The 19,524-nt window shown below is 70.4% G+C and carries 17 protein-coding genes and 3 pseudogenes; 7 read left to right on the top strand and 13 right to left on the bottom strand.

The window, feature by feature from the left end; translation table 11 throughout:
• Nucleotides 1-123 precede the first annotated feature (123 nt).
• The 4 genes and pseudogenes from BMX97_RS32570 (at nt 124) to BMX97_RS34100 (ending at nt 3,641) form a co-directional block, all read left to right on the top strand.
• A complete protein-coding gene (locus tag BMX97_RS32570; protein WP_143074765.1) occupies nt 124-1,200 on the top strand; it encodes a hypothetical protein in 1,077 nt (358 codons plus the stop codon).
• Between the two features lie 216 nt (nt 1,201-1,416).
• Nucleotides 1,417-1,992: pseudogene (locus tag BMX97_RS31370) on the top strand (glycosyl hydrolase 108 family protein).
• Nucleotides 1,993-2,213: 221 nt separating this feature from the next.
• On the top strand, nt 2,214-2,906 hold the full coding sequence (locus tag BMX97_RS31365) for a hypothetical protein (protein ID WP_091755022.1): 693 nt from the start codon (nt 2,214-2,216) through the stop codon (nt 2,904-2,906).
• Between the two features lie 84 nt (nt 2,907-2,990).
• Nucleotides 2,991-3,641 (top strand): hypothetical protein, encoded by a 651-nt coding sequence (locus tag BMX97_RS34100; RefSeq protein WP_244538751.1) that lies wholly within the window; start codon nt 2,991-2,993, stop codon nt 3,639-3,641.
• An 820-nt stretch (nt 3,642-4,461) separates the two neighbouring features.
• Here the strand turns inward: BMX97_RS34100 and BMX97_RS31355 are convergent.
• Nucleotides 4,462-4,716 (bottom strand): hypothetical protein, encoded by a 255-nt coding sequence (locus BMX97_RS31355; protein WP_091755021.1) that lies wholly within the window; start codon nt 4,714-4,716, stop codon nt 4,462-4,464.
• A 116-nt stretch (nt 4,717-4,832) separates the two neighbouring features.
• Here BMX97_RS31355 and BMX97_RS31350 point away from each other — a divergent pair.
• Nucleotides 4,833-5,017: pseudogene (locus BMX97_RS31350) on the top strand (IS5 family transposase); the annotation flags it as partial.
• A 374-nt stretch (nt 5,018-5,391) separates the two neighbouring features.
• Here BMX97_RS31350 and BMX97_RS31345 read toward each other — a convergent pair.
• The 7 genes from BMX97_RS31345 to hslV form a co-directional block, all read right to left on the bottom strand.
• Nucleotides 5,392-6,447, bottom strand: coding sequence for a TIGR01620 family protein (locus BMX97_RS31345; RefSeq protein ID WP_091755020.1), 1,056 nt, complete (start codon nt 6,445-6,447; stop codon nt 5,392-5,394).
• Nucleotides 6,448-6,457: 10 nt separating this feature from the next.
• Nucleotides 6,458-7,924, bottom strand: coding sequence for a YcjX family GTP-binding protein (locus tag BMX97_RS31340; protein ID WP_091755019.1), 1,467 nt, complete (start codon nt 7,922-7,924; stop codon nt 6,458-6,460).
• A 63-nt stretch (nt 7,925-7,987) separates the two neighbouring features.
• Nucleotides 7,988-9,205 carry a hypothetical protein gene (locus BMX97_RS31335; protein WP_091755024.1) on the bottom strand — a complete coding sequence of 406 codons (1,218 nt, stop codon included), beginning with the start codon at nt 9,203-9,205 and terminating at the stop codon, nt 7,988-7,990.
• A gap of 76 nt (nt 9,206-9,281) precedes the next feature.
• Nucleotides 9,282-9,800, bottom strand: a complete 519-nt coding sequence (locus BMX97_RS31330) for a SixA phosphatase family protein (protein WP_091755018.1) — start codon at nt 9,798-9,800, stop codon at nt 9,282-9,284.
• Between the two features lie 4 nt (nt 9,801-9,804).
• On the bottom strand, nt 9,805-10,650 hold the full coding sequence (locus tag BMX97_RS31325) for an AAA family ATPase (RefSeq protein ID WP_060846171.1): 846 nt from the start codon (nt 10,648-10,650) through the stop codon (nt 9,805-9,807).
• Between the two features lie 114 nt (nt 10,651-10,764).
• On the bottom strand, nt 10,765-12,078 hold the full coding sequence (hslU, locus tag BMX97_RS31320) for an ATP-dependent protease ATPase subunit HslU (protein WP_091755017.1): 1,314 nt from the start codon (nt 12,076-12,078) through the stop codon (nt 10,765-10,767).
• Nucleotides 12,079-12,139: 61 nt separating this feature from the next.
• Nucleotides 12,140-12,670: an ATP-dependent protease subunit HslV gene (hslV, locus tag BMX97_RS31315; RefSeq protein ID WP_060849237.1), complete on the bottom strand. Its 531-nt coding sequence runs from the start codon at nt 12,668-12,670 to the stop codon at nt 12,140-12,142.
• 233 nt (nt 12,671-12,903) lie between these two features.
• Between hslV and BMX97_RS31310 the strand changes: the two genes are divergently transcribed.
• Nucleotides 12,904-13,416 (top strand): P-loop nucleotide/nucleoside kinase family protein, encoded by a 513-nt coding sequence (locus BMX97_RS31310; RefSeq protein ID WP_091755016.1) that lies wholly within the window; start codon nt 12,904-12,906, stop codon nt 13,414-13,416.
• 218 nt (nt 13,417-13,634) lie between these two features.
• Here BMX97_RS31310 and BMX97_RS31305 read toward each other — a convergent pair whose 3' ends face one another.
• From BMX97_RS31305 to BMX97_RS31285, 5 genes are all read right to left on the bottom strand, one after another.
• Nucleotides 13,635-13,988 (bottom strand): DUF6883 domain-containing protein, encoded by a 354-nt coding sequence (locus BMX97_RS31305; protein ID WP_091755015.1) that lies wholly within the window; start codon nt 13,986-13,988, stop codon nt 13,635-13,637.
• Complete coding sequence (locus tag BMX97_RS31300) at nt 13,985-14,254, bottom strand: DUF4926 domain-containing protein (RefSeq protein WP_244538750.1); 270 nt, start codon at nt 14,252-14,254, stop codon at nt 13,985-13,987. The genes BMX97_RS31305 and BMX97_RS31300 overlap by 4 nt, the downstream gene beginning before the upstream one ends.
• Before the next feature lie 29 nt (nt 14,255-14,283).
• Nucleotides 14,284-15,387, bottom strand: coding sequence for an ATP-dependent DNA helicase (locus tag BMX97_RS31295; protein WP_091755014.1), 1,104 nt, complete (start codon nt 15,385-15,387; stop codon nt 14,284-14,286).
• Complete coding sequence (locus BMX97_RS31290) at nt 15,384-17,174, bottom strand: cation:proton antiporter domain-containing protein (protein WP_091755013.1); 1,791 nt, start codon at nt 17,172-17,174, stop codon at nt 15,384-15,386. Before BMX97_RS31290 ends, BMX97_RS31295 begins: the two co-directional genes overlap by 4 nt.
• Nucleotides 17,175-17,298: 124 nt before the next feature.
• Nucleotides 17,299-18,603, bottom strand: a complete 1,305-nt coding sequence (locus BMX97_RS31285) for a cystathionine gamma-synthase family protein (protein WP_091755012.1) — start codon at nt 18,601-18,603, stop codon at nt 17,299-17,301.
• A gap of 230 nt (nt 18,604-18,833) precedes the next feature.
• Here BMX97_RS31285 and BMX97_RS34090 point away from each other — a divergent pair.
• Nucleotides 18,834-19,419: pseudogene (locus BMX97_RS34090) on the top strand (IS3 family transposase); the annotation flags it as partial.
• Between the last annotated feature and the right edge of the window lie 105 nt (nt 19,420-19,524).

Here is a 19,524-nt window from a genome sequence, read left to right as displayed (position 1 = left end):
CTGAAGCGCCGCATGGTTCTGGCCGCCTGATCCACGCAAGGTGAGCAAGAACCACCGAGCCGGGGCAATTCCATGTAGTAACGGCGCACCGCCCCTGCGTCCTCTCCATCCTCAAGGGTTGCCATGGCTCGTTTTACCCTCGCCGCGCTCGCCGTCGGGCTTGTCGCCATCGTTTCGGCGCCTGGCAGCGCCCTCGACAAAGGCCTAGACCGCACCGGGGGGAGCGACGCCGGTGCCGATCTATCTGCCTCGCTCGCAGCCGCTTCAGCTCGCGGCGCCGGCGCGGAGATCCCGGGCGGCCTCTATCGTATAGACAGATGGATTGACCCCGGTCTCAATCAGACCATAGCCGTCCGCGACGCGAAGTTCAGCGGTACCGGCGGCATCAACTCGCCTGATTGGTCCCCGTATCTCGCGGGGGTGGGCGCCGGTTGGATCCGTCGCACGGACAAGCCCGGCACCGAATTCGGAATTGTGTCCTCATACACTGTCGAGTCGTCTGGGAAAGCCCCGAGCTATCAGAAGGGCGCAGCTTATTTCTCGGCCCGACAATACGATCCATCCGACTACAAAGTCGATGGAAAGCCTTCTGACCAACTTCGTGACTTGGTAGGCTTGCAGACATCTTGCGAGATCGCTAACGGCAACTTGCGGGGGCGCTGCTGGGGCGGGGCGAGTTATGCCATTGGCAAATCCGGCTCGCGCGGTACGCTGATTGGCTGGGAGAGCGATGTCTTCAAGTATGATGGCGTCGATCAGCCGCTGTCGGACCACTTCGACACGAGCATCGGCATTCTGAGCGTCGCGTTCGGCGGCAAGGCAACGACGGCATTCGCCGCGAGCGCTGCGGAAGGTGGCAACTGGTATCACGGCTTCACGACGCGCCAGGGTGAGGTGCTGAATACCGCTTTCGGCGTGCAGAAGGCTGGTCAAGTCGACGTCTGGAACTGGCGGGTCACTCCAGATGGTAAGATGGTTTCACAAGATATCACTGCCGCATCGGTGACTTCTAATGGTAACCTGGTCGCTGGAGGGAATGCTAGCATCGCCGGCAAGGTCGGGTTCAACGGCGCAGCCCCGGCCGAGAAATGCAGCCTTGACGCCGCGCTTCCAACCAACGGCAGGGCCTCGAATGCGGCCTTGGCAAGTGCTCTCAACAAGGTCCGCTCCTGCCTCATGACTCTTGGTCTCGCAAGGTAGTGGCACTCTGACAATCTGGTGACTCTGATGACCGGCCTCCTCTAGTCCATCGGCGTCGCCGGCTCGACCGCTTTTTCCATCGGCTGGGCCAGCCGATCGGAGGACCCGACAGGCCTTCTGCTCGCCTTGATCGGCGCGGCGCTGCTCCTCTTCGCCGCCGTGGGCGGGCTGAACCGCCTTGCATCCTGACACCGTCCCGGCAATCTGGAGAGACCCATGACCGCGAGCACATTCGAGCGGGCGCCTCCGCTCGTCCTGGCCCACAAGGGCGGTTACGTGGACGACCCGGCCGACCCGGGCGGGGCGACAAAACTCGGCGTCATGATCGGCGCGCTGAGCCTGTAGCTCGGCCGGCCGGCGACCAAAGCGGAGGTGAAGGCCCTCACCGTCGCGACCGTGGCCCCGATCTACCGCCGGAATTACTGGGACGCGGTCCAAGCCGACGCCCTGCCGCCCGGGCTCGGCTATGTCCTCTTCGATTTCGCCGTGAACAGCGGAAAGAAGCGGGCGGTGATCGGGCTGCAGCGGGCGTTCAAGGTAGCTCACGACGGCGCGCCCGGGCCGCTCACCCTGGCGACCGCCGCGACGCACAAGCCCGCGGACCTGATCGACGCCTTGTGCGACGGCCGGCTGTCCTTCCTGCGGGCGCCGTCGACCTGGCCGCGGTTCGGCAAGGGCCGGGCCCGCCTGGTCAAGGCGGTGCGCAAGGCAGCGCTCGCCATAGCGGCCGAGCCCGTGGCCCCGACCGACTCCGCCAAGTGCCTGGCCTACTGCAAGCGCATCGCCGCCTGAACAACCTCCTGGAGACCCCGGGCAGTTCGACCTGCGCCGGCCGGACGATCAAATCCCGATCAAGATCTAAGTCTCTGACAAGCATTTGATCTCCGGCGCGAAAGCGCAGCCGGATCAAAACGCGATCAAATTCCGCGACGACCGGACCAGCCGAGCACCGCGTTGATTTTCCCCCGGCACGATCGCGGCCGAGAAAATTAACATCTCCCACCAGGATCATCATGCACCGCACCCTCCTTGCGGCGCTGGCGCTCGCCTGCGTCTGCTCTCCCGCCATGGCCGGCGCCGGCCCGATCGCCGAGATATTGCCCGGCAGGGGCAGCCCGGCCCACGGCCTCGCCTTCGGCCTGCTGCTCGGCGCGCTCGCGCTGGCCGGCGGCGTCTGCCTCGCCGCCCGGGCCCGGCTGCCGATGCTTGGCATTCTGGTCCCGGCACTGATCGCCGTCATCGCCGGCCCGGCACTCGCCGCCGAACTCGCCACCACGGACGCCACCCGCGTCACGCTGTCGGCCGCGCCCTGGATCGAGCTCGTCCGGGAGATCGTCATCACCGCCGTCATCCCGGCGGTCGCCGCCTACCTGATCCAGGCCATCCGCAAGGTCTTCCCCTGGGCGGCGCTGTTCCTCACCCAGAGCCGCGTCGAGCAGATGGCGAACGCCGTGACCGAGTACGCCATCAACGCGGTGCCCGGCGCCGTGAAGGAGGGCAGGCTGTCGATCAATGTCGGCTCGACGGTCATCGCGAGGGCGGTGCGGCGGGCGGTCGACGCGGCGCCGGCCAAGGCCATCGAGGCGGCCGGCGGGCAGGCCGGCCTCGCCGCGATCGTCTTCCGCAAGCTCAACCCCGAGGACGACGCGAACGAGGGCAACACCCTGGCGCCGGTCGTCGCGCGCCTGACGGCATCGGCGCGGTAGGGCGCCACGCTATTCCCCGCTGGCCCGAGCACACCCGCCCATCCGGCGGGCGCCTACAGCTTCAACCGCCTGTTCGAATGGGCCATGGCGGTCATGATGCTGCTGATCGCCGTGACGCTCGCGATGCCAGGCGACACGATGGAGCGGGCCGCCCTCAAGCCGATCGCCGAGGTCGGCTTCAACGAGGGCGACATGGCCTTCTTCTTCGGGGCGGTGGGCGTGCTGCGCGTCACCGCGCTTTGGCTGAACGGCCACATCAACAATCGCATCACGAAGCCGAACGGCGCCAACGTCCGGGCGGTGTGCTCGGCGCTAGGCGCGCTTGTGATGGGCCAGCTGATCCTCGCCCTGGTGGTCGACGCCTTCACCGCCGGGGCGCCGTCCTTCGTCATCCCGGTCTTCGGGACCCTGACCATCTTCGTCGTCGTGGCCGTGACCTGCGTCGCCATGGTGCTGCGCGCCAACACGGACAAGCAAGAGGTGCCGGCTCCGGCGCCCGGCTCGGTTGGGGGAGGCCATGGTGCATCTGCAGGGGCCGGCCGAATACCTGAACATGCTGCGCGACTTGCGGGAGAGCGGCCGGCAGCAGGTCGAGCACCTGGCGCGGATCGTGGAACGCGAGCGGGCCGCACACGAGCAGCCGACGGCGCAGACCGATCCCCTGCGCAGCATCGACCGGGAGCCGGTTCGCAACCACCGTCACGATTGACCAGCTGGAACCCGCCCCGCCGTTGAGCGGTTGTTTCGATGGATTTCCAGACCCGAGACCCCGCCTTCAGCTCTTCCGGAAGCCGGCGAGTGGGGTTTTGCATCCGTTGCAAGTAATAAATCAACTGTCAACTCTGCCGATTGGCCTAATACGACAGGCGGAGGTGGCTTCTCATATCGTATACAGGTTAAACGGTATAGAAGTTTACCGCAAGTGCGCGCCAGTCGAGCGTTCGCTTGCGCTAGATATTTTTCTGGTCCATTGGCGACGCCGCATTGCTGCTGACATTTCGGCGTCCAATAGGCGACAGCGAAGCTCGAGGCGATCCATGAATAAGTTTTGGCTCCCAATCGCAGTTCTTGTGTCCAGTGTAGCTCTATCGACTTCAGCCCAAGCGATTCCCGAAGGTCCTTATCGCGACTACATCATGCGGCGCAACGATGCGAGGTGCTACTATGGCAGTCCGGAAGCATGTTATAACGCCCGACGCATGAGGCAGGATCAGCGTATTAAGCAGTATAGGCGCGAAGAGCGGGGATATTACTATGGGCCACGCTACTAATTGCAGGTTATATACGAGAACGCAATAGAACGCATCGAATTACTGTTATCGCTGCAGTCGACCCGTCAGAGCCTGTTTGACCGATCGCCAGCACCTCAGATGAGGTGGAGGGTAGGATAGAAAATTCCCTCGCGATTGTGCCGTTGCAAGTCAAACAGGCTCTCAATGATCCTCCCTGCCTGGCAGGGGGTAGCAAAAAGTCCGCCTCGCTCACCCCACGGCGGGCTTCTTGCTGTCCGGCCCCCACCCCTCCAGTAACGGCACGTCCCTGCCGATGACGGGTCTCACCTGCCGCTCACCTGTTCCGCGAAGTCCTCCGGCACCTCGCCGAATTGCTCAAGGATTGTCGCGCTCGCCAGTTCGCCCGTCTCGTCATCCGCGCCGATCCGCAGTGCCGCCGCTCCAGGCATCCGGCCGGCGATGGCCTCTGCCCGCTTGAGCGCCCCGCTCTCCGTCGGCGCCACATCCCGGTTGCCCGGCCGCAGCCGCTTCCGGTGGATCTCGAACGTCTGCACCATGAACGTCGTCCGCATGCCCATCACGATCTCTTGATCCTGTCGTCCCCACTCCGCACAGGCCAGAAGCTCGGCCTTGACCGGGAACCTCCGGCCTGTTCGTTCTCTTTGTGTTCTGGTGCGGAGGGAGCGCGTAAGCCAAGGACTTCCAGCCGGTTCCGCTGCGCTGGCGTATTGAGGCGATGTTCGGCTCGCCCTCGACGCGCTACCGCCGCCTGACCCGCCACTGGAGCACAGCCCAGCGGCGGCCGATGACAGCATCAGTATCGCCAATTGCGACTGGCTCATGCAGGCCTGTGAACGGCACCAATACCGATATTCCTAGTCAAACAGGCCCTTGCGCCATCGTGCCACTGACGATCCTTGCGAAAAAACGGCGCGAAACTTGTGGCGTGCGTGCTGCGCGGGGTCAGGGACCGTCTCTACACTCGCGGGATCGTCCGGGCCGCACCCAGTCGGCGAGAGCCTGTTCCATCAAATCCGAGCGAAGCGTCCGATGCAGAGGTGGCGGATCGAGCCGGCGCGCGATGTGCCTACTACGCCCGCGGTGCCTGCCGCTCAGCCCTGCGCGTGAACGTGCGGACCCGCGCCCCGGTCGAACGGTATCGCCCGGACGTCGCGCCGTGCAGCCGGTGTCGCTCGCGGAGCGATGCGAGGCACTTCGCGACACGGTGATTCACGGGCGCGACCGACGACCGGCTAAAGCGCCGCCTCGCGGCCTTCCCCCTCGCCGCCGCCACGCAGCAATTCCCCCGCCACGTCGCCCAGCCGCGGCGCCGCCTCGCGGGTGAAGGGCAGCGGCCGGCACACGGCTAGGGCCGCGAGCCCGAACCGTGCCGTCATCAGGCCGTTCAGCACCCCCTCCCCGAGCTTGGCCGAGATCCGCGCCGCGACGCCGAGACCCAGCACCGATTGCACCAGGCTGTCGCCGACCGCGACGCTGCCGGTGACGGCGAGGTGGGCGAGCGCCGCGCGGGCGAGGCGCAGGAAGCCGAACAGGCCGGGCCGGCCGCCATAGATGGTGGCGATGCGGCGCAGGAGCCGGACGCCTGCGAAGATCACGAAGGCAACATCGACGATCGCCCGCGGGCTCAACGCCGTCACCGCCGAGACCTGCTTGGCCGCATCGGCCACCGCGGCCTTGGCGGCGCGGTCGAGGGATTGCAGCAGTTCCGCCTCGGCGATGCCGAGCCGGTCCTCGACGTCGAGGATCTGGTCGTCGAGGGCGGCGAGGCGGGCACGGGCCGCCTCGGCCGCCGGGCGGCCGGCATAGAGGGCCGAGAGGCTGCGCACCACCGCCTTGGCGGCGCTGTGGTCGCGCGAGCGCAGGGCGTCGAGGGCGTCGCCCCGCAGCGCCTCGATGCGGCGCTCGCGCAGCACCCCCGCCACCTCGCGCCAGACGATGGCCAGCAGCGCCACCACGGCCACTGCCAGCAGCGCCAGCGCGACGATGCCGAGCCAGGGCGCGGCGGAAAAGAGGTCGGCGATCAGCCGTTCGACCGCGAGGCCGATGCCGAGCGAGGCCAGTCCCCCGAGGGCGGAGAGGAGCAGGGTCGCCCAGGGTGCGCGGGAGCGGGGAGCCACCGGCACCGGCACGCCGTCGGCGGCCTCGACGATCTCGAACGGCTCCTCCACCACCCGGATCCCGTCGGCGAGCGCCGTCTCGGTGCCGGGCGGCGGCGGCGCGCTGGCGGTCTGCGCGCCGGCGGGAGGAAGGCGGAAGGCCCGGGGCTTTGCGGGAGGCGGCTGGGTCATGGAAGAGCCCTCAGGCGAGGCGGTCGCCGATCAGGAAGTTCAGGGCGCGGTCGAGCCGGATCTGCGGCAGGCGGCCCGGGCGGCCGAGCGCATCGCGAGGGACGGCCGGCGGGCGGAAGCGCGGGAAGCGCAGCGAGCCCGGGATCACCGCGCCCTCCAGCACCGCCTCCGGCCGCTCCGGCAGTTCGCCGGGGAAGATCGCGGCCTCGGTCTCGCCATCGAAGGTCTCGCCGTCGATGCTCTCGCCGGCCTCCGGCGTGCCGGCCACCGCCCGGAAGCTCGCCGGCCCGTCATGCACTACGGTCTCGCGGGTCGAGCGCACGGAGGCGAGCGCCTGGGTGCTGACATGGGCGCCCGCGGCCTCGGTGCGGCGTAAGGAACGGGCGACGAGGAGGCGCAGCAGTGCGTCGAGCCGGTCATGGCTCGCGTGGTGGAGGTGGTCGGCCTTGGTGGCGGCGAACAGGATCTTGTCGGCCCGCGGCGCGAAGAGACGCGACAGGACAGTGTTGCGCCCGACCCGCAGGCTCATCAGCACCCGGTCGAGGGCCTCTTCCAGCTCGGCGAGCGCCGCCGCCCCGGCATCCACCGCCGCCAGCACGTCGACCAGCACGATCTGGCGGTCGATGCGCTGGAAATGGTCGCGGAAGAACGGCGTCACCACCCGGCTCTTGTAGGCCTCGAAGCGGCGCTGCATCAGGCCGCCGAGGCTGTCGGGGTTGACCGGCCCGTCGAGGATCAGCGGCGCGAAGGTCAGCGCCGGCGAGCCAGCGAGGTCGCCCGGCATCAGGAAGCGGCCCGGCGGCGTGGTCGCCACCGCCTCGGGGCCGGCGCGCACCGCGGCGAGGTAGGTGGTGAAGGCCTCGCTCGCCCGCTCGGCCACGATCTCGTCGAGGGGCTGGTTGGGGTCGAGCGCCCGCAGGGAGGCGAGCCAGGGGGCGGCCATCGCGGCCCGGCCGGGGCGCTCGGCGGCGACGATCGTCTCGCGCGACCAGCCCTCGTAGGTCTGCTCGATGAGGGCGAGGTCGAGCAGCCACTCGCCCGGATAGTCGACGATGTCGACCATCAGGCTCGCCGGTCCGGTGCGCCAGCCGCTCTTGCGCTCGTAGTCGATCTCGAGGCGCAGCTGGCTGATCCGGTCGGTCGAGCGCGGCCAGCGCCGCGCCTCGGTCAGCGCCGCGAGGTGATCCTCGTAGGAGAAGCGCGGCACCGCGTCGTCGGGCTGGGGCACCAGGCGGGCCCGGCGCAGGCGCCCCTCCTGCGAGGCGCGCAAGGCCGGCAGCGGGTGCAGGCCGGTGAGCTGGTGGACGAGCGCGGTGGTGAACACCGTCTTGCCCGACCGGGCGAGGCCGGTGACGCCGAGGCGCACCGTCGGCTGGACCAGGAGGTCGTTCGAGGCCTCGGCCAGGGAGCGCGTGGCCTCCGTGACGGATTTGACGAGGGAGCCGGCACGCGCGGCGAAATCGGTCAGGGGCGGCACGCGGGTACGCTCTCGCTTGGTCTGATCCGGGAGGTGGCGCGGGAAGTAGGCTTCCGCAAGGGCTCAGGGCGCCGGTGGGGGGCCGGCCTCGGCCTGCCGGCGCGCGGCCGTCCGCTCCGCATCCGCCCGCGCGATCGCCGTGGCGACGAGGGCCGGGCTCGCCCGCAGCGCGCCGAGCTCGACCGACGACATCGCCAGCAGGACGGGCGCGAGGCGCGCGGTGGCGCGGCCGTCCGTCGTGAACAGCTCGAGATCGTCGCCGGGCTTGACCCCGACGCTGCCGGCGATGCGGGCGGCATAGGCCTGGATGCGGATCTCGTCGGAGCCGCAGAGAGGCGCGGGCGGGCGCAAGGCCGGCGGCAGCGACGAGGCCGGGACGGCGGCGAGCGTCGGCAGGGCGGCGGCCTCCGCGGCCAGCCGCGCGCCGTCGAGGATCCGGCCCGGCTCGACCGACCCGCCGGTCGAGCCGCTGGCGCGCGGCGCCTCGCCGATGCCGGTGGCGATGGTGGGGAGCGCCGCCGCCGTGACGGCCCGCACCGGCCGGCGCGGCCGGCCCTGCATCCGGGCGAGCGCCGACCAGGGCTGGACCCGCAAGGGGGTGCCGGCGACCGGGCGGGCGGCCGCCGCCGGGCGGGGCATCCGGGCGACCCGCCGGGGCGTCCCGCCCCGGCCGTGGCCGGCGAGGAAGCGCGCCCGCAGGGTGCGGCCGAGGCCCTGCGGCGCCAGGGCGGCGAGAACCGGGGAGGCCGGGACCGCGGCCGTGCGCCCCGGCGCGGCGCGGGACGCGACCGGGCCCGCGCATTCCGCCGGGGCCCAGCGCCGGACGATGGCGAGCGCCGAGCGGCGACCGTACTCGCCGTAATAGCGCCGAAGCAGCGACACGGCGGCATCGGCCCCGTGCCCGGCGGTGGCAAAGCCGGTATGGCCCTCCTGGTCGCCGCCGATCTCGCCGTCCCAGCGCGCCCGCTTGATGCACCAGTAGTTGTTGAGCTTGACGCAACGCGCCACGAAGGCCGGATCGGCCGGCGCCGCCCAGGCGGTCCAGGCGAGCGAGAGCGGCATCAGCCCGTCCCTGGTCTCGCTGCGCCAGTTCGACACCGCTCGCGCCTCCGGGCGGTAGACCGGCGCCTCGCGCGCCGGCGCCGCGAGGGCGGCGGCCGCGGCGAGCCCGTCCCGGACCCCGTCGGACAGGCGCGTCGCGCCGTCCCGGGCCAGGCCGGCTGCGTCCTGCGCGGCGGGACCGGCCGCGAGGCTCAGGGCGAGAAAGGCGGTGAGGATCACGGGGCCCACGGGTCTCCGGTCGCGGCTCGGCTCTCACAAACGGCCGTGGGGCGATCCGGTTCGCCGCAGCCCGCCCTCACTCGTCCTCGCCGTGCCCCAGGGTCTTGGGCGTCACGAACCGCTCGACCTCGCCCTCCCCGGCCTCGACCTCGCCCCACGCCGTCGCGGGCAGGTCGATCACCGCGATTCCCGCCGTCGGGTACTTCCTGGTCAGGGCGCGGCGCGCGTCGCCGGGCTTCGACAGCAGCCGGGCGAGGTCCTGGAAGCCCGGATTGTGGCCGATCATCAGGGCGGTCGCGACCTCGTCCGGGATGCTCCGCACCACGTCGAGGAGGCGCGAGACCGGCGCCTCGTAGATCTGCGGCACGGTCTCGTCCGGGACGGTCCCGAGGGCCGGCCGGACGAGGTCCCAGGTCTCCTGCGTGCGCCGGGCCGGCGAGACCAGCACCCGGTCGGGGATCAGGCCCTCCGCCGCCAGGTAGGCGGCGATCTTCGGGGCGGCCTCCCGCCCGCGCGGGGCGAGCGGCCGGTCGATGTCCGACGCGCCGTCGGGCCAGTCCGACTTGGCGTGGCGCAGGAGGATCAGGCGGCGCATGGTGCTAGCGTCCCTCGCGGCGGCTCAGGAAGGCGAGCTTCTCGAACAGCCCGACATCCTGCTCGTTCTTCAGGAGCGCCCCGTGCAGCGGCGGGATCAGCTTGCGGGGGTCGCGCTCGCGCAATTGCTCGGGGCCGATATCCTCGGCCATCAGCAGCTTGAGCCAGTCGAGGAGCTCGGAGGTCGAGGGCTTCTTCTTGAGGCCCGGCGCCTCGCGCACCTCGAAGAAGACCCGCAGGGCCTCCTCGACGAGGCGCTGCTTGATGCCCGGATAGTGCACGTCGACGATGGCTTTCAGCGTGTCGGCGTCCGGGAACTTGATATAGTGGAAGAAGCAGCGGCGCAGGAAGGCGTCCGGCAGCTCCTTCTCGTTGTTCGAGGTGATGATGACGATCGGGCGGCGCGCCGCCCGGACCGTCTCGCCGGTCTCGTAGACGTGGAACTCCATCCGGTCGAGCTCGAGCAGGAGGTCGTTCGGGAACTCGATGTCGGCCTTGTCGATCTCGTCGATCAGGAGCACCGGCCGCTCGGGCGCCGTGAAGGCGTCCCACAGCTTGCCGCGGCGGATGTAGTTGGCGATGTCGGAGACCCGCGGGTCGCCGAGCTGCGAATCGCGCAGGCGCGAGACCGCGTCGTACTCGTAGAGGCCCTGCTGCGCCTTGGTGGTCGACTTGATGTGCCAGGTCAGCAGCGGGGCGCCGAGGCCCCGGGCGATCTCTTCGGCCAGCACGGTCTTGCCGGTGCCCGGCTCGCCCTTGACGAGGAGCGGCCGCTCCAGGGTGATGGCGGCGTTGACCGCGATGGTCAGGTCGCCGGTGGCGACGTAGTTCTCGGTTCCGGTGAATCGCATCGGGCTCGTGTCACGTCGTTCGAGGATCCGGTCCGACCCTATGCGGGGACGGCCGTGCTGGCGAGACCCGCCCTGGAGGTTCGCCCGGGCGCCGGGGCACCTGGGCGGCCCGGCTCAGAGGATGAACCGGCTCAGATCCGCGTTCTGCGCCAGGCTCTCGACCCGGTCGCGGACGTAAGTCGCGTCGATCGTCACCGTCTCGCCGGAACGGTCGGGGGCGGTGAACGACACGTCGTCGAGCACCCGCTCCAGCACCGTCTGGAGCCGGCGCGCGCCGATATTCTCGACCGAGGAATTCACGTCGACGGCGACCTTGGCCAGCGCGTCGATGGCGTCCGCGGTGAAGTCGATCGTGACGCCCTCGGTGGCCATCAGGGCGACCGCCTGCTTGGTCAGGCTCGCCTCGGTCTCGGTCAGGATGCGGCGGAAGTCGTCGACGGTGAGCGGGCTCAGCTCGACCCGGATCGGCAGGCGGCCCTGCAGCTCCGGCAGCAGGTCGGAGGGTTTCGAGACGTGGAAGGCGCCGCTGGCGATGAACAGGATGTGGTCGGTCTTCACCGGCCCGTGCTTGGTGGCGACGGTGGTGCCCTCGATGAGCGGCAGCAGGTCGCGCTGCACGCCCTCGCGCGAGACGTCGGCGCCCGAGCGCCCTTCCCGGGCGCAGATCTTGTCGATCTCGTCGAGGAAGACGATGCCGTTGTCCTGCACGTCGCGCAGCGCCTCCTGCACCACGCTGTCCTGGTCGAGGAGCTTGTCGGATTCCTCGTTGATCAGCGGCCCGTAGGCGTCCCGCACGGTCATGCGGCGCGGCTTGCCCTTCTGGTTGCCCAGCGCCTTGCCGAGCATGTCGCCGAGGTTGATCGCCCCCATGGCGGCACCCGGCATGCCCGGGATCTCGAACATCGGCATCCCCTGCGGGGCGCCGCCGGCGAGTTCGAGCTCGACCTCCTTGTCGTCGAGCTCGCCGGCGCGCAGGCGCTTGCGGAAGGCGTCGCGGGTGGCCTGGCTCGCGGTCGGCCCGACGAGGGCGTCGAGCACGCGGTTCTCGGCCGCGGCCTCGGCCTGGGCCTGGACGCCGCGGCGCTTCTCCTCGCGCTTCAAGCCGATGCCGATCTCGACGAGGTCGCGCATGATCTGCTCGACGTCGCGGCCGACATAGCCGACTTCCGTGAACTTCGTCGCCTCGACCTTCAGGAACGGCGCGCCGGCGAGCCGCGCCAGGCGGCGCGAGATCTCGGTCTTGCCGCAGCCGGTCGGGCCGATCATCAGGATGTTCTTGGGCGCCACCTCCTCGCGGAGCGGGCCCTGGAGCTGCTGGCGCCGCCAGCGGTTGCGCAGCGCGATCGCGACCGCGCGCTTCGCATCGCCCTGGCCGACGATGTATCGGTCGAGCTCGGAGACGATTTCGCGGGGGGAAAAGGTGGTCATGAGACTCTTCTGGCGGGCCCGCGGCCCTGTGCGAGGGAGGTGAGGTCCGGGCGGTCCACCGTCAGGCGGCGTCCAGGCTCTCGATCACCAGGCTGCCGTTGGTGTAGACGCAGATCTCGGCGGCGATCCGCATGGCGCGGCGCACGATCGCCTCGGCGTCGAGCTCCTGCTCCTCCAGCGCCCGGGCGGCGGCGAGCGCGTAGTTGCCGCCCGACCCGATCGCCATCACGCCGCCCTCGGGCTCCAGCACGTCGCCGGCGCCCGACAGGAGCAGGCTCACGTCCTTGTCGGCGACCAGCATCATCGCCTCGAGGCGGCGCAGGTAGCGGTCGGTGCGCCAGTCCTTGGTGAGCTCCACGCAGGCGCGGGTGAGCTGGCCCGGATACTGTTCGAGCTTCGCTTCCAGCCGCTCGAACAGCGTGAAGGCGTCGGCGGTGGCGCCGGCGAACCCCCCGATCACCGACCCCTTGGCCAGCCGCCGCACCTTGCGGGCATTGCCCTTGACGATGGTCTGGCCGAGGCTGACCTGCCCGTCGCCCCCGATCACCACCCGGCCGCCCTTGCGCACCATCAGGATCGTCGTCGCATGCATGCGGGGGGCGCCCCCCGCGTCGTCGTTGGCCAAGGATGTCTCTCCGGGGCAGGCTGTCTTCGTCGTACTGCGGCGTAGGTGGGAATTGCGGGGCCGTTCGTCCAGGCAGGCCGGGGTGCGGAGCGCGGTTCCGGGTACCGGCGACCCTGACGCTGGGTGATGCGCTCCGGCTAGGCCGGGGAGGCGCGTCGCTGTCTTTGCATTGCGAGTCCAACAACCAGGAGCCGGTTCCAATGCTCATCGTGTTCGCCGGCCTGCCCGGAGCAGGGAAGACCACCATCTCCCACGCCGTCGCCAAAATCCTCGCGGCGACCCATCTGCGCATCGACATCATCGAGCAGGCGATGCGGGATGGGGGCGTGCCGGCGGGCAGTATCGGCGCGTCCGGCTACGCGGTGGCGCAAGCCCTGGCGGGCGCGAATCTGAGTGATGGGCGGGTCGTCGTGGCCGATTGCGTCAACCCGGTCGCCGCCAGCCGCCAGGGATGGCGCGCGGTGGCCGCCCGGGCGTCGGTGCGGTTGATCGAGGTCGAAGTCGTGTGCCCGGACGCGCAAGAGCATCGCCGCCGGGTCGAAGGGCGGACCTCCGACATTCCCGGCCTGGTCCAGCCCTCTTGGGAAACGGTCCAGCGCCTCGACTACGAACCGTGGGACCGGCCGCATCTCGTCATCGACAGTGCGGCCTCATCGCCCTCGGAGGCGGTCGCCGCCGTGCTGGGGATCGTGGCGCGAGACGGGCCGGCGTGAGGCCCATGCGCCAGGACATCTGGGTTGGATTCCGCGAGAAAGGCCTCAAGCCGCCGGCGCGCCTCGGCTTTCACCTCGGCCATGGTCTCCCACGGACTCGGCCCGCTCTCAAGACCTTCACGGACCAGCCTCCGCAACTCTTCGGTCGCGTCGTCTCCGGGGCTTCGACCAAGACACCACCTCCCACCCGGCTTGACGTTGCTCGGCACACCGCTTGATCAGCGCCCATTGCGTCCGGTGAGCGGCACGGCAGTCACGAGACGCCACATCGATCCATCCTGCAATTGCCAGACGCTGCGGACCCGTGGCAGGCGGCCGTCCGGCGTCTCCATCGGTCCTTCGACGATCATCCGACGGTACGGCCCGTGCTCCGCGGGGTACAGGATACACCGAGCGTCGGTGGCCTGCACGATGAGGGCTTCCGCCATGACCTCGGGCTGTGCCGGATCGAAGCCGAAGGCCAGGAAGAATCGTGCTTTCGGACCGCCCTTGGGATGATCGACGTTCAGCAAATAATGAACAAGCTTGCTGCCGGGCACTTCAAGGGCCGGACGCCACCCATCCTCGCTCAAGGGACCGAGCGTCCGACGCGCACGAGATTGGCAGCCTTCACCGTCGCCAGCGCGCCCATCGGCTCCGGAAACTCGACATCGTAGGCCTCGCCCCCATTCCAAACCGCGACAACCGTACCTTCCGTGCCGGCAGCGATCGTGTCCCCGTCGTCGGTCGTCACGTCGGTCGTGATGCAGACATCGTCGAGTTCCCGGAGCAGCGCCCCGGGCTCGGCCTTTCGCAAGGTGTAAGACACTTCGATCGACATGCCGGCAGGGTAGCGCACGAACGCGGATGCGCAAGGCGCTCGAGCTCCTACACCACCACGGTGATCGCCTCCGCCGCCCGGGTCAGCGCCGTGTAGAGCCAGCGCGCCCGGTGCTCGCGGAAGGCGTAGGATTCGTCGAACAGCACCACCTTGTCCCATTGCGAGCCCTGCGCCTTGTGCACGGTGAGCGCGTAGCCGTAGGTGAATTCCTCGGTCTCGCGCCGCAGGATCGCCGGCACCTCCTCGTCGCTGCCGGCGATCACCGAGCGCAGGACCCGGATGTCCTGGGGCTTGCGGCGCACGGCCGGGTCGTCCTCCGGCACCACGTCGAGGCGCACGAGGTCGGGGCGGGGGGCGGCGCGCAGGGCCTGGACGGTCCAGGTCGAGCCGTTGAGCAGGCCCTTGGTGCGGTCGTTGCGCAGGCAGACCAGCTTCTCGCCCACGGCCGGCATCGGGTCGACATGGCCGATCAGCTCGCGGATGCGGCCGTTGTAGAGCCGCCGGGTGCGGTTCATGCCCACCAGCACCTGGTCGGCGGCGAGCACCGTCTGAGGGTCGATGGCGCGGCGCGGGATCACCCGGCTGTCGCCGTAAGAACCGAACTCGAGCCGCCCGCCCTCGCGCACCGTCATGGCGAGGCGCACGATCGGGTTGTCGGCGGCTTGGCGGTGGACCTCCGTCAGCATCACGTCGGGCTCGGCCTCGGTGAAGAAGCCGCCGCCCTTCACCGGCGGCAGCTGCGCCGGATCGCCCAGCACCAGCACCGGGGTTTCGAAGGAGAGGAGGTCGTTGCCGAGGTCGCCGTCGACCATCGAGCATTCGTCGATCACGACGAGGGCCGCCTTGCTGACCGGCCCGGTGCGGTTGAGGGTGAAGGCCGGCCCGCCCTCGGTATCCTCGCGGGTGCGGTAGATCAGGCTGTGGATGGTCGAGGCGTCGGGGCAGCCCCGCGCGCGCATCACCGAGGCCGCCTTGCCGGTATAGGCGCAGAAGAGCACCCCGCCGTCGACGTCCTCGGCGAGGCGCTTGGCCAGCGTGGTCTTGCCGGTGCCGGCGAAGCCGAACAGGCGGAAGACCTGCGGGCTGCCGCGCTTCAGCCAGTCCGACACCGCCTTGAGCGCCGCCTCCTGCTGCGCGCCGAGCCCGCTCACGAGGTCTTGCCCACGGTGCGGCGGGCCTGGAAGGCGGGAGCCGGCGGCGCCTCCTTGCGGCGCAGGATCGCCCGGAACTCGTCGCGGCGCTCGTGGATCGAGGCGATGACGAGGCCCATCGGCACCCCGACATCGACCAGCACGGCCTCCGAGAGCTGGAGCGAGGCCTCGATCGTCTCGGGCACGGCATCGTCCACGCCCATCTCGTAGAGGGCGGTGGCGTGGCGGGCGTCGCGCGCCCGGGCCACGATGGTCAGGTCCGGCCGCTCGGTCCGGGCGGCCGCCACCACCGCCTCGACGGCGCGCGGCTGGTCGAGGGTGACGACCAGCGCCCGGGCGGTGTCGATGCCGCAGCGGCGCAGGAGGTCGGGATTGGCCGAATCGCCGAAATAGACCGGGTTGCCGAGGCGGCGCTGGTCGGCGACGCGGGCGGCGTCCATGTCGAGGGCGATGTAGGGCACCTTGTGGCGGGCCAGCATCTCGGCGACGAGCTGGCCGACCCGGCCGTAGCCCGCGACGATCACCCGGCCGGGCTGCCGATCCGCCGGGGGCGGCTCGGCCCGGGCGCGGCCGAGCGCGGTCCGGTCGATCCGCCGGCCGAGGCGGCGGGCGAGCGCGGCCAGACCGGGAATCATCACCATCGTGGCGGTGGTGACGACGAGGGCCGCCTGGCCGAGATCGTCGGGCACGAGGCCGACGGCGAGCGCGCTGCCGACGAGCACGAAGGCGAACTCGCCCCCGGGCCCGAGCAGGAGGGCGGATTCGAGCGCCACCGCCCGGGGCAGGCGCAGCGCCATGCCGATGCCGAGGATGACCCCGCCCTTGAGGACGAGGAGCCCGACGGCCAACCCCAGGATGGTCAGCGGCGTCTTCATCAGCACCGCCGGGTCGATGCCCATGCCGACCGAGACGAAGAACACCCCGAGCAGCAGGCCCTTGAACGGATCGATCGTCGCCTCGATCGCCCGGCGGTACTCGGTCTCGGCGAGCAGCAGCCCGGCGACGAAGGCGCCGAGCGTCATCGACAGGCCGCTCGCCGCGGCGACGAGGGCGGTGGCCGCGATGACGAGGAGGCAGGCCGCCATGAACAATTCGGGGCTGCGGGTGCGGGCGACGAGCTGGAACAGCGGGCGCAGGCCCAGCCGCCCGGCGCCGACGAGGAGCGCCAGCGCCACCGCGGCCTGGCCGAGCGCGATGGCGAGCCCCGTCACCGCGTCGCCGTCCTTGCGGCCCAGCACCGCGATGGCGAACAGCACCGGCGCGACGGCGAGGTCCTGGAACAGCAGCACCGCGAAGCTCGCCCGGCCCGCCGGCGTGTTGAGGCGCTTCTGCTCGGCCAACACCGGCAGCACGATGGCGGTGGAGGAGAGCGCGAGCGCCAGCCCGACCAGGATCGCGGCGGTGGGCGGGACCTCGAGCGCCATCAGCACCGCCGCGACGAGGAGGCCCGACACCGCGACCTGCAGCGAACCGAGGCCGAAGACGAGGCGGCGCAGGATGCGCAGGCGCTCCCAGGACAGCTCGACCCCGATCATGAACATCAGGAACACCACGCCGAGCTCGGCGAGATGCGCGATCTCGGTGCGGTTCGAGATCGTCACGGCACCCAGCCACGGCACCGTCTCGGTGAGCCGCCCGAGGCCGGAGGGCCCGAGCAGCGCGCCCGCCCCGATGAAGCCGAGAACCGGGCTGACGCGCAGGCGGTGGAACAGCGGCACCACGATCCCGGCGGTGACCAGGAACAGGATGACTTCCTTGTAGGAGCCGGACGCGGCGTGCTCGGTCATCGGGAGCGGCGGGGCCTTCTCGGTTCGCGGGAGGGGGCCCCGCCGACGAGGCGCGGCCGGGGCGGCGCCATCATGCGGAGGGGCCCCGCCGGGGCAAGCCAAAACGGGCCGCGCCCGGCGCTTTTCAATCCAGGGTGGCGAGAGCCGCTTGCAAGTCGGCCGCCAGATCCTCCGGATGCTCGATGCCGATCGAGACCCGGATGGTCGCGTCGGTGACGCCGAGCCGGTCGCGCACCGCCTTCGGCACTCCCGAATGGGTGGTGGAGGCCGGGTGGCTCGCCAGCGATTCGGTGCCGCCCAGGCTCACCGCGAGTTTGAACAGCTGGAGCGCGTTGAGCACCCGGAACGCTTCCGCCTCGCCGCCCGCGACGTCGAACGAGAAGGTCGAGCCGGGTGCCGCGCATTGCGCGGCGTAGACCCGCGCCGCGCCGGAGCCGGGCTCGAGGTGGCCGAGGTGGTGGAGCCGCGTCACCTTCGGGTGGGCGCGCAGGCGCTCGGCGATGATCTCGCCGTTGCGGTTGGCCTTCTCCATCCGCAGCGTCAGGGTCTCGAGCGAGCGCCCGAGCATCCAGCACGAATGCGGATCGAGCTGGGTGCCGATCGCCGAGCGGAGCAGCCGCACCGGCTTCATCCTGGCCGCCGAGCCGAGCGCCGCCCCGGCGATGAGGTCCGAGTGGCCGCCGACATACTTCGTCAGCGAGTAGACCGAGATGTCGGCACCAAAGCGCAGGGGATGCTGGAAGAGCGGGCCGAGCAGGGTGTTGTCGCACACGACCACCGGCGCCCGGCCGCCCTGCCCGGCGCCGATCCGGTCGGCGGCGGCGCGCACCAGCGCCAGGTCGACGAGGGTGTTGAGGGGGTTCGAGGGCGTCTCGACCATCACGACGCTGACGCGCCCGCCGCCCTCCTTCGCCAGGGCCTGCGCCGCGTCGGCGGCGGCCGCGATGCTCGCCTCGTCGGTGCCGTCCTGGAAGCCGACGGCGCCGATGCCGAACCCGGCCAGCGTCTTGGCGATCAGCGTCTCGGTGCCGCCGTAGAGCGGCTGGGAGTGCAGCACCACGTCGCCGGGCCGGGCATGGGCCAGGATCACGGTGGCGATGGCCGACATGCCCGACGAGAACAGGAGGGCTGCCTCCGCCTCCTCGAACACCGCCAGGCGGTCCTCGACGATCTCGCTGTTGGGGTGGTTGAAGCGCGAATAGACGAGGCCCGCCGCCTCGCCGGCCGGCGGCTCGCGCCGGCCCGAGACGTAGTCGAAGAAGTCCTTGCCGTGCTCGGCGGAGGTGAACACGAAGGTCGAGGTGAGGAAGACCGGCGGCTTCACCGCTCCCTCGGACAGGGCGGGATCGTAGCCGTAGCCGAGCATCAGGGTCTCGGAGTGCAGGCGGCGGTTGCCGAGCGTGGTCTTGTGGTAGCGGTCGTCCGGCATGCGGGGCCTCGCTCCGGTCTGGCGACGCCGGCTTCGCCCGGCGTCGGGAATCGGCGCACGGCGGCGCCACACGCCGCGAGTCTAAGCGGAAATTCTCGGGTTCACCAAAGGACGGCGGGCCCGGGTTCTGAACCGCCCCGTGTTTCCCGGAGGCCCCCCTTCCGAGAGAATGGAGCCATGGCGTCGCGAAAAGCCCCGTTTTCCCCGAGGTGCGCGAGCGCACGGTGCGAATGGTGCGCGACCACGAGGGCGAGCACGGCTCGCAATGGTCGGCGATCCAGTCGATTTCGGCCAAGATCGGCTGCTCGGGCGAGACGCTGAGAACCAAGTGCGCCAGTCCGAACGGGATCAGGGCGTGCGTCCCGGCCAGACGGCGGACGAGCGCGAGCGGATCAAGGCGCTCGAGCGGGAGAACCGTGAGTTACGCCAGGCCAACGAAATCCTGCGCAAGGCGAGCGCGTACTTCGCGTTTGCCGAGCTCGACCGCCGGTCGTGGCCATGATCAGCCTCATCGACGATCATCGGGAGGCTTACGGGATCGTCCTTCGAGAGCCTCGGGATGAGACCGATCTGCAGGGTGCTGCCGATCGCCCCGTCGACCGACGATCTGCATGCCGCCCGGCGTGCCGATCCCGACAAGCAACCGGTTCGCGCTCGCAGTGCGATGCCTTGGCGATCGAGATCCAGCGCATGTTCATGGCCAACTTCCGCGTCTGCGGCGTACGGAAGAGCTTGCCCCGGACTTGATCCGGGGTCTGGCGGCAACTGGCCCGGGAGGGGATCGTGGCCGCGCGATGCACGGTGGCGCGGTTGATGTGGGATTGCCCCGGATCGGTGGACACTGAGAGCGCTTTCGCGTGAGGTGTTTTTGCCATGCCGAGAACCCGTCCCCCGTACCCGGTGGAGTTCCGCCGCCAGATG

This window comes from Methylobacterium sp. ap11, from assembly GCF_900110515.1.
GTDB classification, from domain to species: Bacteria; Pseudomonadota; Alphaproteobacteria; order Rhizobiales; family Beijerinckiaceae; genus Methylobacterium; species Methylobacterium ajmalii.
Note: the sequence above shows the minus strand (reverse complement) of the source record. Positions and strands in the feature narration are given on the sequence as shown.